This window comes from Achromobacter sp. D10 (assembly GCF_035282245.1).
GTDB lineage: Bacteria > Pseudomonadota > Gammaproteobacteria > Burkholderiales > Burkholderiaceae_B > Achromobacter > Achromobacter insolitus.
In genome coordinates this window covers 91,162-109,676 of the sequence record NZ_JAYJLE010000013.1, presented here as the reverse complement: position 1 = coordinate 109,676, position 18,515 = coordinate 91,162, and the positions used below count along the sequence as shown (strand labels likewise).

The 18,515-nt window shown below is 67.1% G+C and carries 16 protein-coding genes; 10 read left to right on the top strand and 6 right to left on the bottom strand.

All coding sequences use genetic code 11. From position 1 onward, the window contains the following. Positions 1-26: 26 nt before the first annotated feature. Positions 27-956 (bottom strand): LysR family transcriptional regulator, encoded by a 930-nt coding sequence (locus VCS63_RS25460; protein WP_042793873.1) that lies wholly within the window; start codon positions 954-956, stop codon positions 27-29. Between the two features lie 203 nt (positions 957-1,159). Here VCS63_RS25460 and VCS63_RS25455 point away from each other — a divergent pair, with 203 nt between their 5' ends. From VCS63_RS25455 to VCS63_RS25430, 6 genes are read left to right on the top strand one after another with little or no spacing between them, the layout of a single operon-like run. Continuing rightward, positions 1,160-3,277, top strand: a complete 2,118-nt coding sequence (locus VCS63_RS25455; protein ID WP_323881389.1) for a 3-hydroxyacyl-CoA dehydrogenase NAD-binding domain-containing protein — start codon at positions 1,160-1,162, stop codon at positions 3,275-3,277. A 26-nt stretch (positions 3,278-3,303) separates the two neighbouring features. Further along, the gene (locus VCS63_RS25450; protein ID WP_042793874.1) at positions 3,304-4,485 is read left to right on the top strand and encodes an acetyl-CoA C-acyltransferase; all 1,182 of its coding nucleotides are present in this window, start codon (positions 3,304-3,306) and stop codon (positions 4,483-4,485) included. Between the two features lie 8 nt (positions 4,486-4,493). Continuing rightward, complete coding sequence (locus tag VCS63_RS25445) at positions 4,494-5,690, top strand: acyl-CoA dehydrogenase family protein (protein WP_323881386.1); 1,197 nt, start codon at positions 4,494-4,496, stop codon at positions 5,688-5,690. Positions 5,691-5,699: 9 nt separating this feature from the next. After that, the gene (locus VCS63_RS25440) at positions 5,700-6,833 is read left to right on the top strand and encodes an acyl-CoA dehydrogenase family protein (RefSeq protein ID WP_238914317.1); all 1,134 of its coding nucleotides are present in this window, start codon (positions 5,700-5,702) and stop codon (positions 6,831-6,833) included. 15 nt (positions 6,834-6,848) lie between these two features. Next, the gene (locus VCS63_RS25435) at positions 6,849-8,780 is read left to right on the top strand and encodes an acyl-CoA synthetase (RefSeq protein WP_323881384.1); all 1,932 of its coding nucleotides are present in this window, start codon (positions 6,849-6,851) and stop codon (positions 8,778-8,780) included. Positions 8,781-8,820: 40 nt separating this feature from the next. Further along, complete coding sequence (locus tag VCS63_RS25430; protein ID WP_042793878.1) at positions 8,821-9,807, top strand: tripartite tricarboxylate transporter substrate binding protein; 987 nt, start codon at positions 8,821-8,823, stop codon at positions 9,805-9,807. Between the two features lie 19 nt (positions 9,808-9,826). Here VCS63_RS25430 and VCS63_RS25425 read toward each other — a convergent pair whose 3' ends face one another. Both VCS63_RS25425 and VCS63_RS25420 read right to left on the bottom strand, forming a co-directional pair. Then, on the bottom strand, positions 9,827-10,441 hold the full coding sequence (locus tag VCS63_RS25425; protein WP_042793879.1) for an ABC transporter ATP-binding protein: 615 nt from the start codon (positions 10,439-10,441) through the stop codon (positions 9,827-9,829). Between the two features lie 70 nt (positions 10,442-10,511). Continuing rightward, entirely contained in the window at positions 10,512-11,108 is a 597-nt protein-coding gene (locus tag VCS63_RS25420) for a short chain dehydrogenase (RefSeq protein ID WP_042793881.1), read from the bottom strand. A 133-nt stretch (positions 11,109-11,241) separates the two neighbouring features. On the opposite strand from VCS63_RS25420, the gene VCS63_RS25415 reads away from it, so the two are divergent. Then, a complete protein-coding gene (locus VCS63_RS25415; protein WP_280134053.1) occupies positions 11,242-12,153 on the top strand; it encodes a LysR family transcriptional regulator in 912 nt (303 codons plus the stop codon). A 31-nt stretch (positions 12,154-12,184) separates the two neighbouring features. Then, on the top strand, positions 12,185-12,871 hold the full coding sequence (locus VCS63_RS25410) for a GntR family transcriptional regulator (RefSeq protein ID WP_042793883.1): 687 nt from the start codon (positions 12,185-12,187) through the stop codon (positions 12,869-12,871). Between the two features lie 52 nt (positions 12,872-12,923). Here VCS63_RS25410 and VCS63_RS25405 read toward each other — a convergent pair whose 3' ends face one another. Further along, positions 12,924-13,796: a LysR family transcriptional regulator gene (locus tag VCS63_RS25405; RefSeq protein ID WP_063639930.1), complete on the bottom strand. Its 873-nt coding sequence runs from the start codon at positions 13,794-13,796 to the stop codon at positions 12,924-12,926. Between the two features lie 153 nt (positions 13,797-13,949). Here VCS63_RS25405 and VCS63_RS25400 point away from each other — a divergent pair, with 153 nt between their 5' ends. Then, complete coding sequence (locus VCS63_RS25400) at positions 13,950-15,461, top strand: MFS transporter (RefSeq protein WP_323881381.1); 1,512 nt, start codon at positions 13,950-13,952, stop codon at positions 15,459-15,461. Between the two features lie 26 nt (positions 15,462-15,487). Here the strand turns inward: VCS63_RS25400 and VCS63_RS25395 are convergent, their stop codons facing one another. Beyond that, a complete protein-coding gene (locus VCS63_RS25395) occupies positions 15,488-16,771 on the bottom strand; it encodes a cystathionine gamma-synthase family protein (protein WP_063962351.1) in 1,284 nt (427 codons plus the stop codon). Between the two features lie 190 nt (positions 16,772-16,961). Between VCS63_RS25395 and VCS63_RS25390 the strand changes: the two genes are divergently transcribed. Beyond that, positions 16,962-17,441 carry an Lrp/AsnC family transcriptional regulator gene (locus VCS63_RS25390; RefSeq protein ID WP_082884530.1) on the top strand — a complete coding sequence of 160 codons (480 nt, stop codon included), beginning with the start codon at positions 16,962-16,964 and terminating at the stop codon, positions 17,439-17,441. 33 nt (positions 17,442-17,474) lie between these two features. Here the strand turns inward: VCS63_RS25390 and VCS63_RS25385 are convergent, their stop codons facing one another. Beyond that, on the bottom strand, positions 17,475-18,488 hold the full coding sequence (locus VCS63_RS25385) for a response regulator (protein WP_042793887.1): 1,014 nt from the start codon (positions 18,486-18,488) through the stop codon (positions 17,475-17,477). Positions 18,489-18,515: the final 27 nt, after the last annotated feature.

Genomic DNA, 18,515 nt, shown 5'->3' with positions numbered 1-18,515 from the left:
GCTCGACCGCGGCATGTTCACAGGCTTTAGCCCGCCGCGCCCAGCAATCCCGGCCGGCCCTCGTGCGCAGCTTGGGCCCGTTCCAGGATGAATTCGATGATCATCGCGATCGCCCGCGGGTGATGCCGGTTGGGCATGTACAGCATGTACATGCCGCGTCCGAAAATGCTCAGCCGCCACTGCGGCAGCGCGGCCACCAGATCGCCGCGCGCGATGTCGTCGTGGACCACGTAGTCCGGCACCACGCCCACGCCCAGCCCTGCCAGCGTCGCGTCGCGCAGGAACGCGTAGTTGCGCGAAATGACGGTCGGCTCCAACACCACGTGCTGCCGCGGCTGGCCGCCGTAGTAGGCGGAAAGCCGCAAGGGACGGCCGATGACCGCCGCGCTGATGATCGGCGTGCGTGTCAGGTCCTCCGGACGCTGCGGCAGGCCGCGGGCGGCCATGTAGCCCTGCGAGGCGCAGGCCACGTAGCGGACCTGGCCCAGTTCACGCGCAACGAGATTCTGGGGCGGCTCGGACATGATGCGCACGGCGATATCGACCTCGTCGCGCAACAGGTCATCAACGCTGTTCTCGAACAGCACGTCCAGCACGATATCGGGATAGGTGCGCTTGAATTCCAGCAGCCACGGCGTCATCACAAACTGCCCGTAGCCGCTGGGCACGCTCAAGCGCACTTTGCCCTGCGGCGTCTTGCCCAGGGTCTCGACGGACTCCCGGGCCGCCGCGAGTTCGTCCTGGATGCTGCGGCCATGCTGATACAGCTTTAGTCCTATTTCCGTGGGCTCCACATGCCTGGTGGTGCGGCGCACCAGCTGCATGCCGACCGACCGCTCCAGCTGGTTCAGGTGATAGCTGACATTGGCGCGCGTCATCTTCAAGCGCCGCGCGGCCTCGCTGAGATTGCCCGCATCCAGTATTTCCACCAGCAATGTCAGGGATTTGGTGTCCATCGTGAGCCTCCGCGCCGATCCTGTGCACGGCGTGATTGTCAAATTTCTTTGACCTCAATGTCAATTATCGATGTCATTGTCAAGACTTCTTTACTGAGAAAGAATGGGCCAATAACAAGCGGGCCGCTCCTGGCCCATCAGCCCTGGCCTTTGCGGCAGTCGACTGCGGCGCGCTGAGGCAGGCCACAACGGAGACACTGTCCATGACAGACAGCGCAAGCACCGGCGCGGCCAGCACGCGCCGCTACGACGACATCCTCGTCGTTACCATCGACCACCCTCCCGTCAACGCCCTGAGCGCCGCCGTGCGCGGCGACCTGGCGCGTGTCATCCGCGAGGCGCAAGCCGATCCGCAGGTGCGTGCCGTTCTGCTCATGGGCGCGGGCAAGAACTTCATCGCGGGCGCCGACATCCGCGAATTCGGCAAGCCGCCGCAAGCGCCCATCCTGCCCGAGGTCTGCAACCAGATCGAAGCCAGCGCCAAGCCCGTGGTGGCCGTGCTGCATGGCGCGGCACTGGGCGGCGGGCTGGAGATCGCCATGGCCGCGCACTATCGGGTCGCCCTGGAGGGCGCCAAATTAGGTCTGCCGGAAGTGAACCTGGGCCTGCTGCCCGGCGCGGGCGGCACGCAACGCGCACCCCGCCTCATGGGCGCGCAGGCCTCCCTGGATCTCATGCTGACCGGTAAGCATTTGTCCGCGCGAGCCGCGCTCGAGGCCGGACTGGTGGACACGCTGTCCAGCGATGCCGATCCCCTGGACGCGGGGCTGGCCTACACCCGCCAGTTGCTGGCCGTGGGCGCGGGCCCGCGCCGCAGCCGCGACGCCGGCGCGCTCGCTGACAAGACGGTGGCGCTCGCACAGGTGGAGGCCGCCGCCGAACGCATCGCCGCAACCACCCGCGGACTGTATTCGCCCGCCAAGATCGTGGAGGCCGTGCGCGCCGCCATCGAGCAGCCTTTCGACGAGGGCTTGAGCACCGAACGCGCCCTGTTCCTGCAATGCCTGGACAGCCCCCAGCGCGCGGGTCTGATACACGCCTTCTTCGCCGAACGCGATACCGCCAAGATGCCGGGACAACCTGCCCGGCCGCGCCGGCTGGAACGCCTCGGCATCGTTGGCGGCGGCACCATGGGCGCCGGCATCGCCGTGGCGGCGCTGGACGCCGGCTTTCCCGTCACCATGGTCGAACAGGATGACGCCGCGCTGGAACGCGGCCGCGCCCGCGTCGCGCAGGTCTACGACCTGCTGCTCAAGAAGGGCCGCCTCACGCCGCAAGAGCGCGAAAGCCGGCTGGCGCGTTTCACCGGCGCAACGGATTACGGTGCGCTGGACGATGCCGATCTCATCATCGAGGCCGTGTTCGAAGACATGGCGGTGAAGCAGGCCGTGTTCGCGCAGCTGGACCGCGTCGCCAAGCCTGGGGCAGTGCTGGCCACGAATACCTCCTATCTAGACGTAGACCGCATCGCGGCTGCCACGCGCGGCCCCGCCGACGTGCTGGGCCTGCATTTCTTTTCGCCCGCCAACATCATGAAGCTGCTGGAAGTCGTGGTGGGCGAACACACCGCCGCCGATACGGTAGCCACCGGCTTTGAACTGGCGCGGCGCCTGCGCAAGATTCCGGTGCGCGCCGGCGTTTGCGACGGCTTTATCGGCAACCGCATCCTGGCCGTGCATCGCCAGGCGGCCGACATGATGATGGAGGACGGCGCTTCGCCCTATGAGATCGACGCTGCGGTGCGCGCCTTCGGCTACCCCATGGGTCCTTACCAGATGGCGGACCTGGCCGGCGGCGACATAGGCTGGGCCACCCGCAAGCGCCGCGCGCCCACCCGCGATCCGGCCCAGCGCTATGTGCAGATTCCGGACCGGCTCTGCGAACGCGGGTGGTTCGGGCAGAAGACCGGCCGCGGCTTCTACCTTTACCCGGACGGCGCGCGCCAGGGCGAGCAGGACCCCGAGGTCCTCGCCATCATCGCGGCGGAGCGCGCCCGCGCCCGCGTCACGCCGCGTTCCTTTACGCCAGAGGACATCCAGCGCCGCTACCTGGCCGCCATGATCAACGAAGCCGCCAATGTGCTGCTGCAGGGCATCGCGCAGCGTCCGTCCGACATCGACGTGGTGTTCCTGGCCGGTTACGGCTTTCCGCGGCATCGCGGAGGTCCCATGCACTACGCCGACAGCGTGGGGCTGGACCGCGTGCTGGCCGACATCCGCGGCTACGCGCAAGAAGACCCCGCCTTCTGGAAACCGTCTCCCCTGCTCGTGCAATTGGCCGAATCCGGCCGCAATTTCGCCAGCCTGAACCAGACCGCCTGAACCCCGCTACCAGACAGGAAACCGCCATGCGCGAAGCCGTCATCGTCTCCACTGCCCGCACGCCCATCACCAAGGCCGGACGGGGCGAATTCAACCTGATCGCCGGCCCCACATTGGCCGCGCATGCGGTGCGCGCCGCCGTCGACCGCGCCGGCATCGACCCCGCCCTGATCGAGGACGCCTTCATCGGCTGCGGCTACCCGGAAGGCGCGACCGGCCGCAACGTCGGTCGCCAGGCCGTCATCCGCGCGGGCCTGCCCGTCACCGTGGGCGGCGCCACCATCAACCGCTATTGCGCCTCGGGCCTGCAGGCCATTGCCTCGGCAGCAAGCCGCATCGTCATGGATGGCGCGCCCGCCATGATTGCCGGCGGCGTGGAACTGGTGTCGCAGATCCGCACCCGCGACGACGGCGTCAGCGGCATGGACCCATGGATCGTGGCCAACAAGCCCGAACTCTATCTGCCCATGATCGAAACCGCGGACATCGTGGCGGCCCGCTACGGCATCTCCCGCGAAGCCCAGGACCGCTACGCCGCGCAAAGCCAGGCACGCACCGAAGCCGCGCAAGCCGCCGGCCGCTACCAGGAAGAGATCATTCCCGTCACCACCACCATGTCCGTCACCGACCGCGCCACGGGCGCCGTCAGCGAGCGCGAGGTCACGGTGGATCGCGACACCTGCAACCGGCCCGGCACCACCTACGAGGCCCTGGCCTCGCTTGCGCCCGTGCGCGGCGCCGGCCAGTTCGTCACGGCGGGCAACGCCTCGCAATTGTCCGATGGCGCCGCTGCCTGCGTGCTGATGGAGGCCTCGGAAGCCCAGCGCGCCGGCATCCGGCCGCTGGGCGCGTTCCGCGGACTGGCGATCGCGGGCTGCGAACCCGACGAAATGGGCATCGGCCCGGTCTACGCCGTGCCCAAGCTGCTGGCGCGCCACGGCCTCAAGGTGCAGGACATCGACCTCTGGGAACTGAACGAGGCCTTTGCCTCGCAAGCCCTGTACTGCCAGGAAAAGCTAGGCATCCCGATGGACCGCCTGAACGTGGACGGCGGCGCCATCGCGCTGGGCCATCCATTTGGCGTCACGGGCGCCCGCCTGGCCGGCCACGTACTCATTGAAGGCCGCCGCCGAGGCGCCCGCTATGCCGTCGTCACCATGTGCGTGGGCGGCGGCATGGGCGCGGCCGGCCTGTTCGAAATCTACTGAGGATCCCCATGGACCTGGAATTCACCCCCGAAGAAAACGCCTTCCGCGACGACGTGCGCGCCTTTCTCGCCGACCGCCTGCCCCAACGCCTGTCTGCCAAGGTCGAGCAAGGCAAGCTGCTGACCCGCGCCGACATGGCCGAATGGCATGCCATCCTGAACCAACAGGGCTGGCTGGCCAGCCACTGGCCCGTCGAATACGGTGGCACGGGCTGGAGCACGGTGCAGAAATACATCTTCGAAAACGAATGCGCGCTGGCGGGAGCGCCGCGCATCGTGCCATTCGGCCTGAGCATGCTGGGCCCGGTGCTGATCAAATACGGCACCGAGGCACAGCGGCGCCACTGGCTGCCCCGCATCCTGGACGGATCCGACTGGTGGTGCCAAGGCTATTCCGAACCCGGCGCGGGCTCGGATCTGGCCTCGGTCAAGACCACGGCAGTACGCGACGGCGACAACTACATCGTCAACGGCCAGAAGACCTGGACCACGCTGGGCCAATACGCCAACATGATCTTCTGCCTGGTGCGCACGTCGCAGGAGGGCCGCCGCCAGGAAGGCATCAGCTTCCTGCTCATCGACATGACGAGCCCCGGCGTGGAGGTCCGCCCGATCATCACGCTGGACGGCGAGCACGAAGTCAACGAAGTGTTCTTCTCCGACGTGCGCGTCCCCGCCGCCAACCTGGTGGGCGAGGAAAACCGGGGCTGGACCTGCGCCAAGTATCTGCTTACCTACGAACGCACCAACATCGCCGGCGTCGGGCAGTCCACCGCGGCGCTCGCCCGCCTGAAAGCCGTCGCCCAGCGCCAGCGCAAGAACGGCCGTCCGCTATCCAAGGACCCGGACTTCGCCGCCCGCCTGGCGCGCGTGGAGATCGAGCTGGCCAATATGCGCACCACCAACCTGCGCGTGGTGGCGGCCGTGGCGGGCGGCGGCGCGCCCGGCGCTGAAAGCTCGATGCTGAAGATACGCGGCACCCAGATCCGCCAGGAGATCAGCGCGCTGAACCGACGCGCCATGGGCCCTTACGCCCGCCCCTTTGTGCCCGAAGCACTGCACGACGGCTACGACGCGCCGCCCGTCGGGCCCGAGGGCGCGGAAAGCGCCGCGGCGCAGTACTTCAACAACCGCAAGCTGTCGATATTCGGCGGCTCCAATGAAATCCAGAAGAACATCATCTCCAAGATGATCCTGGGACTGTAAAGGCCGGCCATGAACTTTGAACACACCGAAGACCGGCGCATGCTCTCCGACATGCTGCGCCGTTTTGTCGCCGAACAGAGCGACTTCGCCACGCGCGACCGCAACGCCCGTTCGCCGCGCGGCTACAGCCTGGAACTGTGGCGGCGCTATGCCGAACTGGGCGCCATCGGCGCGTTGTTCGCCGAGGCGGACGGCGGTCTGGGCGGCACCGGATTCGATATTTCCGTCGTGTTCGAGGCGCTGGGCCGCGGCCTGGCGGTCGAACCGCTGCTGGACGCGCTCATGGTCGGCAGCGCCATCGCCGCCGCGGGCACGCCGGCGCAACGTGAAGCACTCGAAGGATTGATCTCGGGCGTCCTGACAGCCTCCCTCGCCCACGTGGAACCTGGCTCCGGCTACGAACTTGCGCACATTGAAACCCGTGCCGAGCGCGGCCCCGACGGCTGGGTGCTCAATGGCGTCAAGGGGCTGGTCACGGCAGGCGAACATGCCGACCTGTTCCTGGTTGCGGCCCGCAGCGCGGGCGGCCCGGACGACGAAGCCGGCATCAGCCTGTTCCTGGTCAGCGCGGGCACGCCCGGCCTGACGGCCCGCGGCTACGGCCTGATCGATGGCGGCCGCGCCGCGGAACTGGTATTCGACGGGGTGCGGCTTTCGCCAGAAGCCCTGCTGGGCGAGGCCGGCGCCGGCTATCCGCTGCTGGAACGCGCTGCCGGCCGCGGCATCCTGGCCTTGTGCGCCGAAGCCGTGGGCGCGATGGACTGCGCGCGCGATGCCACGCTGGAGTACCTGCGCACGCGCCGCCAGTTCGGCGCGCCCCTGGGCAGCTTCCAGGCGCTGCAACACCGCATGGCCGACGTACTGCTGGAGATCGAGCAGGCGCGCTCGGCCGTGATCAATGCCGCTGCGGCTCTGGACCACCCCGACCGCGTCAACCGCGAACGCGCGCTGTCCGCGGCCAAATACACCATCGGCCGCATCGGCACCCTGGTGGCCGAGGAAAGCATCCAGCTGCACGGCGGCATCGGCATGACCTGGGAGCTGCCGCTGGCGCACTACGCCAAGCGCCTGGTCATGATCGACCACCAGCTCGGCGACGAAGACCACCACCTGCGGCGCTACATTGCGCTGGGGCAGGCTTGAACGGAGGCCCGCGCAATGACCCAGGCTCTCGCTGCCCCGCCCCTGTCGCCCCCTTTTGCCGCGCCGTTTGCCGTGCGCAGCGCGGCGGACGTGCAACGGCTGCAGGCCCGGCCGTTGGCCGAAACGCTCACGGTGCACAGTACCTATGAGATCTTCCGCAACTCGGCTGCCGCCTTCGGCGACAAGACCGCGCTGACTTTTCTGCGCAGCGCCGACCCGGGCGACGCGCCGGTGCGCTGGAGCTACCGTGAACTGCTCGCCGGCATCCACCAGACCGCCAACCTGCTGCGCGAACTGGGCATCGGCCCGGAGGACGCGGTCGGCATCCTGCTGCCTGGCTGCCTGGAATACCACCTGGCCCTGTGGGGCGGCGAAGCCGCGGGCATCGTCCAGCCGCTGAACCCCTTGCTGGCGGAAGACAAGCTCGCCTCCCTCATGACCACGGCGCGCGCCAAGGTGCTGATCGCCTATGGATCCGACGTGGAGTGCGGTTCCTGGTCCAAGGCGCTGCGCCTGCGCGAACGCGTGCCCACGCTGCGCACGCTGCTGCGCGTGGCGCCGCTGGATGAGCCGCCCTCGGCCCGCCCGGCGCTGCCCGACCAGGCGCTGGACTTCAACGCCGCGCGCGCGGTGCAACCGGCGGATCACCTGGTCAGCGGCCGCGAGATCCGGGGTGGCGACGTAGCCGCGTATTTCCATACCGGGGGGACCACCGGCGCGCCCAAGCTGGCCATCCACACGCATGCCAACCAGGTCTTCAGCGCCTGGGCCGCGGTGCAATTGCAGAACGCCGGGCCCGATGACGTGGTCATCAACGGCTATCCGCTGTTCCATGTGGCCGGTGTGCTGCCAGCCTCCCTGGCCGCGCTGTCGGCGGGCGTGGAAACCGTCATCCCCACTACCCTGCTGCTGCGCAACCGCGATGTACTGCGCAACTACTGGCGCCTGGTCGAACATCACCGCGCCACGTCGCTGCAAGGCGTGCCCACCATCCTCGCGGCGCTGGCGGAAATCCCTCTGGCGGGCGCCGACATTTCGTCGCTGCGCTACTGCCGCACCGGCGCCGCGCCTCTGCCCGCCGAACTGGCGGCCCGCTTCAAGCGCCTGTTCGGACTGCACGTCAATGAAAGCCTGGGCATGACCGAAATGGCCGGCATATCGACCATCTCGCCGCCGGGCTGCGAGTTCCCGGTAGGCTGCGTCGGCTTTCCCCTGCCCTATGTGCAAGTCCGGATCGTCGGCCTGGACATGCCTGCTGGCACGCCGGCGCGCGACCTCCCCGCAGGCGAGCCCGGCATGGTGCTGTTCAAGGCTCCCAACGTCATACCCGGCTTTCTCGATCCCGAGGACACCGCGCGCGCCTTCACCGCGGATGGCTGGTTGATCAGCGGCGACGTGGGCTACCTGGACGAGGCCGGCCGCCTGCACCTGCAAGGCCGCGCCAAGGACCTGATCATCCGCAGCGGCCACAACATCGATCCCAAGACCATCGAAGACGCGCTCGCCACGCACCCCGCGGTGCAGCTATGCGCCGCGGTCGGCGCGCCCGACGCCTACGCGGGCGAATTGCCGATCGCCTTCGTCACGCTGGCGGAAGGCGCCCAGGTCGAGGAAGCCGACCTCCTGGCCCATGCCGCCACGCACGTGGACGAAAGCCCCGCCCGGCCCAAGCGCGTCATCGTGCTGGAAAGCATGCCCATGACCAATGTGGGCAAGATCTACAAGCCCGACCTGCGCCGGCTGGCCACCGCCATCTCGGCCCAGGCCGTGATCGCGCGCGCGCTGCAAGATGCCGGCCTGGCCGACGACAGCGACCTGTTCCGCATCGATACCCAGGCGCAGCCCGAGGTCGCGGTCCTGGCCAGCGCCCGCGCAACCGAACCGTTGAAGGCCGCCCTGCGCGATGCGCTGGCGCGGCTGCCGGTCAAAGTCGTCCTGCGCGACTGAGCAGTCCCCCACACACAACAACAACCCAGGAGACAACCCCATGACCCACCAGCCTCCGCGGCGCGCCTGCCTCGCCGCCGTCCTGCTCTCGATGGCCGGCGCCGCCCTGCCGTTCGCCGCCATCGCACAAGCCACGTTTCCCTCCAAGCCGATCACACTGATCGTGCCGTTCCCGGCCGGAGGCTCCACCGACCGGCACCTGCGCATCGTGGCGCAGGACGCCTCCAAGTACCTGGGCCAGCCCGTGATCGTCGAGAACCGGCCCGGCGCCGGCGGCACCCTGGGCCCGGCCACCATGGCCAAGACCGCCAAGCCCGACGGCTACACGATCAGCCTGTATACCCTGGCCATGCTGCGCATGCCCTACATGCAGAAAAGCAGTTGGGACCCGATCAACGACTTCAGCTTCATCCTGGGCCTGTCGGGCTACACCTTCGGTTTCACCGTCCGCGCCGACTCGCCCTACAAGACCTTCAATGAATACATCGAAGCCGCGCGCAAGGCGCCCGGCACCATAGATTACGGTTCCACCGGCGTCGGTTCCTCGCCCCACCTTCTTATCGAGGAAGTCGCCATCAACGCCAAGGTCAAGCTGAACCACGTGCCGTTCAAGGGCAATGCCGACATGCAGCAGGCGCTGTTGGGCGGCCACGTCATGGCCCAAAGCGACGCCACCGGCTGGGATCAGTTCGTCGACTCCGGCAAGATGCGCCTGCTCGTCACCTTTGGTGAAAAACGCACCACGCGTTGGCCCGACGTGCCCACCGCCCAGGAGCTGGGCTACAAGGTCGTGTCCACCTCGCCCTATGGCCTGGCCGGGCCCAAGGGCATGGATCCTGCCGTCGTGAAGACGCTGCACGACGCGTTCAAGAAGGCGTTGTTCGACCCCGCCAGCATGGACGTCATGAAGCAGTTGAACCAGGAGCCCGCGTACCGCAACAGCCAGGACTACAAAGAATGGGCGCAGGCCACTTACGTCAAGGAAAAAGGCCTGATCGAATACCTGGGTTTGATGGCGAAGGACTGAGCTGGCTCGCGGACCGCGCCTAGCGCAGGTCCGCGACCTTGACCGACCGGGCCTCGCAGGCCTGGACCAGTTCGGGATCGTGGCTCGCGAACAGCACGACCCTATCCCGCCCCCAGGTCTTGAATTGCTCGGCCAGCACGGCGCGCGCCTGCGCATCCAGCCCGTTGCTGGCGCCGTCCGCGATGATGACGGCCGGGTCGCCCAATGCGGCGGCCGTCAGATAGACCTTGCGACGCGTGCCTGTCGACATCTGTTCGAAGCGCTTGTCCAGATGCGGTTCCAATCCCAGCCGGTACGCCAGGTCGAGCACGTCCGCGCTCAGCGGCACGTTCTTTTCAGCCGCGACCCGTTCCAGCAATCCGCGCCCCGTCTGCGCGGGCTCCGCCATGCAATTGTCGGGCACATAGGCCAGACGCGCCCGGGCTTGCGCGGGTTCCTGCGCCAGGGAATGCCCGTCGATCCAGACGTCTCCTTCATCCGGCGAGACAACGCCCGCGATGATGCCCAACAGAGTGGACTTTCCGGTGCTGTCTTCTTCGCACAGCGCCACGCAACCGGGCGTGAACGCGTGGGTCAGCCCCTGGAAGACGAGATGGTCGCCGTAGCGCTTGCTGAGATGGTCGATGCGTAGCATGGCAGGGAGTGTCGCAGGAATCCGTCGCTCCGCCAACTCCCGGCTGCTGTCTCCAGTGGTATGCCCGCAATCACCACACGCGGAACACACGCCCCGTCTGGGCGCCTTCGACGCTGCGGCTGTAGGCCAGCGCCACACGGCTCGCGGGCGCGGATTCGAAGCCCTGGAAGTACGGGCCGTAGCTGTCCAGCGATTCCGTCAGCACCGTGGGACTGACGGAATTGATGCGGATGCCGCCCAGTTCCACGGCCGCGCCTCGCACGAAGCCGTCGATGGCCATGTTCACCGCGGAAGCGTTGGCGCCGTAGCGGATGGGTTCATCGCTCACGATGCCGCTCGTCAGGGTGATGGAGCCACCCGCATTGAGGTAGTGCTGGCCGATAAGCGCCAGGTCCACCTGGCCCAGCAGTTTGTCGTGCAGGCCTATCTTGAACTGCTCGGCCGTCATTTCCGCAAGCGGGCCGAAGTGCAGGCCGCCTGTGGTGGAGACGATGGCATCGACCTTGCCCACTCGTTCGAACAGCGCGCGAATGCTGTCGCTGCGGGTCACGTCCACCTGATGCTCGCCGCGGGACTTGCCCACGGCGATGATGTGGTGGCGCTGGCCCAGCTCTTGGGCGACCGCGCGGCCGATGGTGCCGGTGGCGCCGATCAGGATGATTTTCATGGGGAACTCCGGTTCAGGTAGGTTGTGTGCCGCACCGGCGGTGCCGCCAGCGCTTGCTCGCATTCTGGCCAAGGGGCTCCCGGCGAAAAATCCTAAAATGGTCGGATCACTTCACACTCAGGGTGCGTAATTCATGGACCGATTGCTCAGCATGGAAGTCTTTGTGGCGGTCGTTGAACTGGGCAGCCTGACTGCGGCGGCCGCCCGCCATGAAATGTCACCCGCCATGGCGGCCAAGCACATCAAGGGGCTGGAGGCGCGGCTTGGCCTGCGGCTGATGAATCGCACCACCCGCCGCCAAAGCCTGACCGAAGCCGGCCAGGCCTATTTCGCGCGCTGCAAGCTGATCCTGTCGGACATCCGCGATGCGGAACAAGGCGCCGAAGCGATGCGTTCGGCTCCGCGCGGCCATCTGCGCATCACGTCCACGGTGACCTTCGGGTCGTTCGCACTGGCGCCCGCGATCGCCGACTATCTGTCCGAGTATCCCGACGTAAGCGTGGACCTCGCGCTCAGCGACGCCGTCGAAGACGTCGTGGCCTCGCGCTACGACCTGGCGGTGCGCATCGGCGAACCGGCAGACTCTGGCCTGGTTGCGCGCAAGATCGGGCGCTACCAGATGATCATCTGCGCGGCCCCCGCCTATCTGGAACGCCATGGCACCCCCGAAACCGCGAGCGACCTGGCGCGACATCAATGCCTGGACTTTTCCTACTGGAACCGCCGAACCGGCTGGCGCCTGAACTCGCAGGAAGGCGACGGCGCGGCCTATCCCGCCGGCCGCTTCGTGTCGAACAATGGCCAGGCACTGCGGCAGGCGGCCCTGGCCGGCTTCGGCATCGTGCTTCAGCCCGAGCTGCTGCTGGCCGAGGATGTGCGCGCAGGCCGGCTGGTGCCCATCCTGCAGTCCGCCTGGCCAGTCGCCCGGCCGATCACGCTGCTGTACCCCAAGGACCGCAAGGCCTTGCCCAAGCTCACGACCTTTGTGGAGTTCATGGTCCGGCGGTTCACAGCCCCCGCCAAGCAGCAGCCGAGTTTTTGCTAGACTGACCGCCCCAACTCCCCTGCTCCGCCCCATGTCCCAGGAAGACCGCCCCGATCCCAGCGCCGACGATATCGCCAAGGAAATCGCGGCGGCCATCGTCGCGCACAAACTGCCTCCGGGAACGCGGCTGCGCGAGGAGGCGCTGGCGGGGGTGTATCAAGTCAGCAGGACCAAGATCCGCGCCGCGCTCCTGATGCTGTCCAAGGACAAGCTGATCCATATCGTGCCGGACAAGGGTGCGTTCGTGAGCAAGCCCGATGCGAACGAGGCGCGCGAAGTCTATGCCGTGCGGCGCATCCTGGAAGCGGCCCTGGCCCGCGAGTTCGTGGCGCGCGCCACCGCGGCGGACTATCGCCGCATCGAGGCGCACCTGGCCGAGGAACGCAAGGCGCTCGACAGCAGCGACGTGCAGGAACGCAACCGCCTGCTCGGCCATTTCCATATCCTGCTGGCCGAGGCCGTGGGCAATAGCGTGCTGACCGGCATGCTGCGCGAGCTGTCCGCCCGCAGCGCCGTCATCACCATGCTGTATCAGAGCTCCCACGACGCCAGTTGCTCGTCGCAGGAGCACCACGCCTTCATCGAGGCCGCCCGCGCCGGCGATGCCGACCGCGCCTGCATGTTGATGGACCAGCACCTGGAACACGTGCAGACCGCGCTGAACTTCAAGGATGGCGGCCGCAGCGGCAGCGACCTGGTCAGCGCGCTGCTCAGCTGAAGCCGCGCCCGCCGGCGCCCGGGCCCTGCGCGCCAGCCACTGCCCGCGCCGGCTACCCCGCGCGCAGCAGTTGGCCCATGCGCTGCTGCAGCCATTGCTCGGTCTCGCTCAGGGTGCCGCCCTGCAGCCAAAGGGTGCGCACGGACAGCATGGGCAGGAACAGATCCGTGCAGCGGACGCTGACGAGCGCGCTGCTGAACCCTTCGTATTCGCCGATGTTCAGCGGCAGGATCGCCCAACCCACCCCATTGGCGGCCATGGCGGCGATGTTGTAGCTGCTGTCCGCCCGCCACACGGTGGGGCTCAGCACCACCTGGTCCACGCCGTCCATCTGCATCAGCAGTTGGCGATGCCGCGCCAGGTCGTTGCGTCCGACCTCGGGCAGCGCGGCCAGCGGGTGGGCCTGGGCCACGAAAATGCCCTGGGCCACGTTGCCCAGATGGCGGTGTGCAAAAACGCTGCCAGGGTCGCCCCGGTCGAAATGGAACGCCAGGCTGGCACGGCCCTGCTCCACGTAGTCCGCCACCTCCGTCGCGGTCCCGTTGAGCTGGGTCAGTTCCAGCGCCGGGTAACGTTCGGCGAGTTCTTTGAGCAGTTGGTCCGCCACCAGATAAGGCAGCCCCTCGTCCAGCGCGATGGACAACTGCGCCTCGCGCCCGGCGGCGAAGGACAGCGCGCGCTGCTCCAGGGAGCCCGCCTGGCGCAGCAGTTCGCGCGCCTCTTGCAGCATGACCGCGCCGGCCGCGGTCAGGGTGGCGTTGCGACGCGATCGGTCGAACAACTCCACCCCCAAGTCCGCTTCCAGCAAGCCTACCGAGGTGCTGACTGCCGACTGTGCGCGGCCCAGGCGTCGCGCCGCCGCGGAGAACGACCCGGCCTCTGCCGCGGCGACGAATTGGCGGAGCTGCTCCAGCGTCCATTGCATGGCTGATTTCTCTATTACCCATCTGATTTATAGATGGATTCTAACTTTTTCTTGCTGATTGCAAGATGGATAATGGCGATCTCTGAAACCCGGCCATCCCGGCCCCGCCCGCGCACGCGGCGCGGCAGGCGTTTCAGCTTCTGGAGTAGAACCATGCAGCGGACTGAACCGAACGCTGTCGCCACGGCCGCGCCCGGCCGCTGGCTGGTGCTGGCCATCGTGTCCAGCGCCTTGTTGTTGATCGTAGTGGACATGACCGTCCTCTACACCGCGCTGCCCCGGCTTACGCATGAGTTGCACGTCAACGCGTCGGAAAAGCTGTGGATCGTGAACATATACGCGCTGGTCGTGTCCGGCCTGCTGCTGGGCATGGGCACGCTGGGCGACCGTCTGGGTCACAAGCGCCTGTTCATGGCGGGGCTGGCCGTGTTCGGCGCGGCCTCGCTGGCGGCAGCCTATTCGCCGGGCGCCGCCGCGTTGATCGCGGCGCGCGCGCTGCTGGCGGTGGGTGCCGCCATGATGATGCCCGCCACCCTGTCAATCCTGCGCCTGACCTTCGCCGATGAGCGCGAACGCGCCATCGCCATTGGGGTCTGGGCCTCGGTGGCTTCGGGCGGAGCCGCGGTAGGTCCGGTCGTGGGCGGCGTGCTGCTCGAGCATTTCTGGTGGGGTTCCGTGTTCCTCATCAATGTGCCCATCGTGCTGCTGGCGCTGCCGCTGGCCTGGCGCTACATCCCGGCCAGCCGCCCGGACGCCTCGCGGCCCTGGGATCTGCCGGGTTCACTGCAGGTCATGGCCGGCCTGATCCTGTGCGCCTACGCGCTGAAGGAACTGGGCAAGACCGAGCCTTCCTGGCGCGATGCCGGCCTGGCCTGCGCAGCGGGCGCGGCCATGCTCGCGGTGTTTGTACGGCGCCAGCGCGCGAGCCCCTATCCCATGATCGACTTCGCCATCTTCCGCAACCTCAGCTTCAGCTCGGCCGTGGCAGCCGCCTTGTTCGCCGCGGCCGCGCTGTTGGGCATGGAACTGGTGTTCAGCCAGCGGTTGCAGCTGGTCATGGGCATGTCGCCCCTGGAAGCCGCCCTCTTCATCCTGCCCCTGTCGCTTGCCGCCTTTATCGCCGGCCCGTTGGCCGGCTGGCTGCTGGGGCATGTCAACAGCGCCACCATGCTGTTCCTGTCGCTGCTGGTATCGGGCCTGGGCATGACCGGCTACCTGCTCAGTTACGACGGCGCGCTGCTGCCGCAAATGGCCAGCCTGTGCGTGCTGGGCGCGGGCATCGGCGCCACCATGACCGCGGCGTCCAGCACCATCATGCAAAGCGCCACCCCGGAGCGCGCCGGCATGGCGGCATCCATCGAGGAAGTGTCGTACGAACTCGGCGGCGCCGTGGGCGTCACGCTGATGGGTTCCATCCTGTCCGGCGTCTACGCGCACACGCTCGCCGTGCCGCCCGGCCTGGCCCAGTCCGACATGGCCCGCGACAGCCTGGACCAGGCGCTGATCGTCGCCGACGGCCTATCGTCGGACCTGGGCATGGTGTTGACCCGCCTGGCCAAGACGGCCTTCGACACCGGCTATGCCGCCGTCATCGCCACCGCGGCGGCAATGCTGTTGGTCACGGCCGGATTCGTGCTCTTCAACCGCAGGCGCATGGCGACCTGAGACAGGCCAGCCATGCCAGCCGCAGCTCAGCAGTTGCGGAAAGCGTGATCCATGTCTGCGATCAGGTCCTCCTCGTGCTCCAGGCCGATCGACACGCGGACCAGCCCTTCGGACACGCCAGCCGCATCGCGCTCGGCGGCCGGCACGCCGGAATGCGTAGTCGAGGCCGGATGGCAGATCAGCGATTCGGTGCCGCCCAGGCTGACGGCCGACTTGAACAGGTGCAAGGCGTTGATGAAGCGGAACGCCTTGGCGCGCCCGCCATCCAGCACGAAAGCGAAGGTCGAGCCCGGCCCCGTGCATTGGCGCTTGTACACCTCCTGGTAGGCCCGGTCACTGATCAATTCGGGATGGAATATGCGCACTTTTTCAAGCGGATTGCCTGATAGCCACTGAGCCACCTTGGTCGCCGTGCGCGCCGCCTGTTTCATCCGCAATACCACCGTCTCCATTGAACGCGTGATCATCCAGCACGAATGCGGGTCCAGCTGCGAGCCAAACGCGCTGCGGATGGCGCGCACCTTCTTGATGAGGGCCTTGCTGCCGGTGACGGCGCCCGCCACCAGGTCGCTATGGCCGCCCACGTACTTGGTCAGCGAATACACGCATAGATCCACGCCGTGCTCCGCCGGCTTCTGGAAGATCGGTCCCAGCAGCGTGTTGTCGCACACCGACACCGGACGGTAGCCATGCCGCGCTTCAAACGCGTCGAGCTCGTTCTTCATGGCCTCGAAGTCGATGAGTGCATTGGTCGGGTTGGCCGGCGTTTCCACATAGAAGAGACGCACCGGTCCCTGGGCCGCCGCGGCCTCCAGCGCCGCCCGCATGCTCTTGGCCGACAGGCCGTCCTCGATGGCGTGCGAGCCTATGCCCCATTCCGGAAAGATCTTGGAAATCAAGGTCTCCGTGCCGCCATACAAGGGCACCGACTGCACCAGCTGGTCGCCCGGCCGCAAAAAGGCCATGAACACCGCGCTGATCGCCGACATGCCGCTGGAAGTGACCGCAGCGTCTTCCGATCCGTCCAGCAAGGCCAGGCGGTCTTCGACGATCTCCAGGTTGGGATGATTGAACCGGCTGTACACCAGCCCCGCTGATTCGCCCTGGGGCAAGGGCTTGCGGCCCGAAACCAGGTCGAAAAACGCCGCACCGTCCTCGGCCGAACGGAATGCGAAAGTCGATGTCAGGAACACAGGCGGCTTGACCGCGCCCTCCGACAGAAAGGGGTCGAAGCCGTAGGACATCATCTGCGTTTCCGCGTGCAGCGGGCGGCCGAAGATGTCTTTCTTGTGATAGCTGGAATAACTCATGGTGTGCCTCTCTGTCTGGATTCCGGGCGCCCGGACGGGCCGCCGGGCAGGCGCGTCACGCATGCAGAGACGATAGCGCCGGCCGCCTCGGGCTGCATGGAAGTATGGCGACAGGGCGGGGCAAGTTTCTTTCCATTTCGCTCACCAGACCGCCATAATGCGAAATGACCTTTCCTATTGACGGCCACCCATGAAAGACTCTGCCTTGTTACATCAACTTGACGCGATCGATTGGAAAATCATGAAAATCCTTCAAGAAGATGGCCGGCTCAGCAATGCCGAATTGGCCGAACGCGTTTCGCTATCGGCCTCGCCTTGCTGGAAACGTTTGAAGCGGCTGGAGTCCGCCGGTGTGATCCGGGGTTACCAGGCCGTACTGGACCGCCGCGCGCTGGGCATCGGCGTCGTGGCCTTCGTCAGCATCTCGCTGGAGAACCACACGGAAAAGACCTGCCAGGCCTTCGAAGCCAGCGTGCAGGCCATGCCCGAGGTCCTGGCCTGCCACAACACCACCGGGCAGCATGACTATCTGCTGCACATCGTGGCGCGCGATTTCGACGCCTACTCGGAGTTCGTGCGCAGCCGCCTGCGCACCTTGCCCGGGGTCAAGGAGCTGCTGAGCACGCTATCCATGCACGAGGTGAAGTCCTCGACGAGGCTGCACCTCTAGGGGCCATTGAGACCCCGCGCCCCTGTCCGCACGCTACATCACGCCGGGCACGACGCGGTTGCGCCCCTGCCGCTTCGCCTGATACAGGCCACGGTCAGCCACCTGAATCAGGTCGGTGCAAGCCTGCTCGCCCTGGGGCACGGCCGTGGCCGTGCCAATGCTGACGGTCAGCCAAGGGCCGTCGCCCGTGTCCTTTTGCGGAATCTGCAAAGCCTCCACCGCGCGGCGCAGCTTTTCGGCGGCGAGCCGCGCGCTGCCGGCCGGCGTGCCGGGCAATACCAGGGCAAACTCCTCGCCGCCAAAGCGGGCCGCCAGGTCGGTCGAGCGGTCGCAGCTGGCAAAGATGGTATTGGCAACCCGCTTGAGCGCTTCGTCGCCCGCGATGTGGCCGTATGTGTCGTTGTAGGCCTTGAAGTGGTCCACGTCGATCATGAGCATGCTGATCTCGCGGCCGTCGCGTCGCGCGCGCTGCCATTCGGCGTTGAGGTATTCGTCGAAATAGCGGCGGTTGCCCAGGCCGGTCAAGCCATCGGAATTGGTCAGGCGGCGCAGTTCCATATTGCTTTCCAGCAGCTGTTGCTGGCTCTGGCGCAAGGCCTGGTAGGCCTCGTCGCGCTGCACCAGCGCCAGATAGGAGCGCGAGTGGTAACGGATGCGCGCCACCAGCTCGATGGAATCGGGCAGCTTCACCAGATAGTCGTTGGCGCCGGCGGCAAAGGCCGCGCTCTTGATCGCCGGATCTTCCTTGGTGGACAAGACGATGATGGGGATGTCGCGCGTCACGGGATGACCGCGGTACTCCTGTACCAGGCTCAAGCCGTCCACTCCCGGCAGCACCAAGTCCTGCAGGATGACCGTGGGCCGGGTCTGGATCGCCACCGTCAGGGCTTTTTCGGGATCCGAGCAATAGTGGAAGTCGATATTGCCCTCCGTGGCCAACGCCCGCCTGATGGCCTCGCCGACCATCACCTGGTCGTCGACGAGCAACACCATGGCCGCATGCGAATGCAGGTTCGCCGAGGCCGAGCTGTCAATGGGAGGTTGCATAGTAAGTCCTTGAATTCTCTCGAGGTC

Bases quoted from the DNA above. Each gene is read 5' to 3' on its own strand.
- VCS63_RS25460 (WP_042793873.1), bottom strand. From the start codon at position 956: ATGGACACCAAATCCCTGACATTGCTGGTGGAAATACTGGATGCGGGC.
- VCS63_RS25455 (WP_323881389.1), top strand. From the start codon at position 1,160: ATGACAGACAGCGCAAGCACCGGCGCGGCCAGCACGCGCCGCTACGAC.
- VCS63_RS25450 (WP_042793874.1), top strand. From the start codon at position 3,304: ATGCGCGAAGCCGTCATCGTCTCCACTGCCCGCACGCCCATCACCAAG.
- VCS63_RS25445 (WP_323881386.1), top strand. From the start codon at position 4,494: ATGGACCTGGAATTCACCCCCGAAGAAAACGCCTTCCGCGACGACGTG.
- VCS63_RS25440 (WP_238914317.1), top strand. From the start codon at position 5,700: ATGAACTTTGAACACACCGAAGACCGGCGCATGCTCTCCGACATGCTG.
- VCS63_RS25435 (WP_323881384.1), top strand. From the start codon at position 6,849: ATGACCCAGGCTCTCGCTGCCCCGCCCCTGTCGCCCCCTTTTGCCGCG.
- VCS63_RS25430 (WP_042793878.1), top strand. From the start codon at position 8,821: ATGACCCACCAGCCTCCGCGGCGCGCCTGCCTCGCCGCCGTCCTGCTC.
- VCS63_RS25425 (WP_042793879.1), bottom strand. From the start codon at position 10,441: ATGCTACGCATCGACCATCTCAGCAAGCGCTACGGCGACCATCTCGTC.
- VCS63_RS25420 (WP_042793881.1), bottom strand. From the start codon at position 11,108: ATGAAAATCATCCTGATCGGCGCCACCGGCACCATCGGCCGCGCGGTC.
- VCS63_RS25415 (WP_280134053.1), top strand. From the start codon at position 11,242: ATGGACCGATTGCTCAGCATGGAAGTCTTTGTGGCGGTCGTTGAACTG.
- VCS63_RS25410 (WP_042793883.1), top strand. From the start codon at position 12,185: ATGTCCCAGGAAGACCGCCCCGATCCCAGCGCCGACGATATCGCCAAG.
- VCS63_RS25405 (WP_063639930.1), bottom strand. From the start codon at position 13,796: ATGCAATGGACGCTGGAGCAGCTCCGCCAATTCGTCGCCGCGGCAGAG.
- VCS63_RS25400 (WP_323881381.1), top strand. From the start codon at position 13,950: ATGCAGCGGACTGAACCGAACGCTGTCGCCACGGCCGCGCCCGGCCGC.
- VCS63_RS25395 (WP_063962351.1), bottom strand. From the start codon at position 16,771: ATGAGTTATTCCAGCTATCACAAGAAAGACATCTTCGGCCGCCCGCTG.
- VCS63_RS25390 (WP_082884530.1), top strand. From the start codon at position 16,962: ATGAAAGACTCTGCCTTGTTACATCAACTTGACGCGATCGATTGGAAA.
- VCS63_RS25385 (WP_042793887.1), bottom strand. From the start codon at position 18,488: ATGCAACCTCCCATTGACAGCTCGGCCTCGGCGAACCTGCATTCGCAT.